Genomic DNA, 1,155 nt, shown 5'->3' with positions numbered 1-1,155 from the left:
TAAAGACAAGCTAAATCACCATAGCGATTGTCTAAAGCTTGCAACAAACTGCGGGAGTAATACGTGAACCAATGTTGCGTAATGTTTCTATTAATATAGATGAGAACATAGCTTTATCAACACGACCAGTAAATTGAGCATATATTGTACAATATTTTACAATTCGACAATAAAACGAAACATCTGGATTTTCTATATAATTGCAAAAGCATGGACGTTGATAGCAATTCAAGCCTTTCTGCCCCTAATTATAATTTTTGTTATCTGATTCACCCTATCTAGCCAAGGACTATGATAGGCTTTGCCAGCAAAAAATAATGCACCACAATACGCTCTAAACAAGGATGAATACGAATGACTACTCGACTATTTAGTCATTTCACTGGCCAGCTTTTTTTCAACAGCCACATGAATTCATATATATACCGCCCAGCTCTTCAGCAGAGGTGTGCTGTATGAAGCTCTTCTCTATATTTCTTTGCATCTTGATAAGCCTGTTCAGTAGCTCTGCTTTTTCTTTAGAATCTAAAACGTTCTGCGTTTGGGATCCTGTTGGCCGAAGTGGCCCAGTGATGACATTTTATTCCGACGTTATTCCACGAGCTCAAGCCTGGGGATTAAAGCTCAAATTTGTCGCCTACACCGAAGAAACCGATGTTGTTAAGCAATTTAAGGCTGGCAACTGCGAGGCTGCCGTTCTTACGAGCATCCTGTCGCGCCAGTTTGTTAAGTTTGCCGGCACAATGGACGCAATTGGAGCAATTAACTCAGAGAAAGGGCTTGAGCTTGCTATCGCTACGCTAAGCCGCTCTAGGGCTGGCAAGCTGATGATCGAAAACAATTATGAGGTTGTAACAACCTTCCCTGTTGGTTCGATGTATGCCTTTGTTAAAGACCGCTCGATTGACACAATTGACGAATTTTCTGGTCAAAAGATTGCGATTTTGAATAATGATCCGCAAATGTATAAATTTGCAAGTTTATCTAAGTCCAAACCTGTCACGGTAACACTATCAAACTTTGCAGATAAATTTAAAACCGGCGAAGTTGATATTGTGATCATGCCCGCTCTTGCCTACAACACCTTTGAGCTTTACGAGGGTCTTGCAGATAAAGGAGGAATTATTGATTACCGGCTATATTACGGAATGCTTC

Annotated in this window: 1 protein-coding gene; it reads left to right on the top strand. The window is 40.5% G+C overall.

Going from position 1 to position 1,155, the window contains the following annotated elements; translation table 11 throughout:
• Positions 1-572 precede the first annotated feature (572 nt).
• A partial coding sequence (locus A3735_RS20700; RefSeq protein WP_197485958.1) for a putative solute-binding protein occupies positions 573-1,155 on the top strand: 583 nt, incomplete at its 3' end.

The sequence above is a fragment of the Oleiphilus sp. HI0061 genome, from assembly GCF_001635675.1.
The sequence above is the reverse complement of the archived record's forward strand: the minus strand, read 5'-3'. Positions and strand labels throughout refer to the sequence as shown.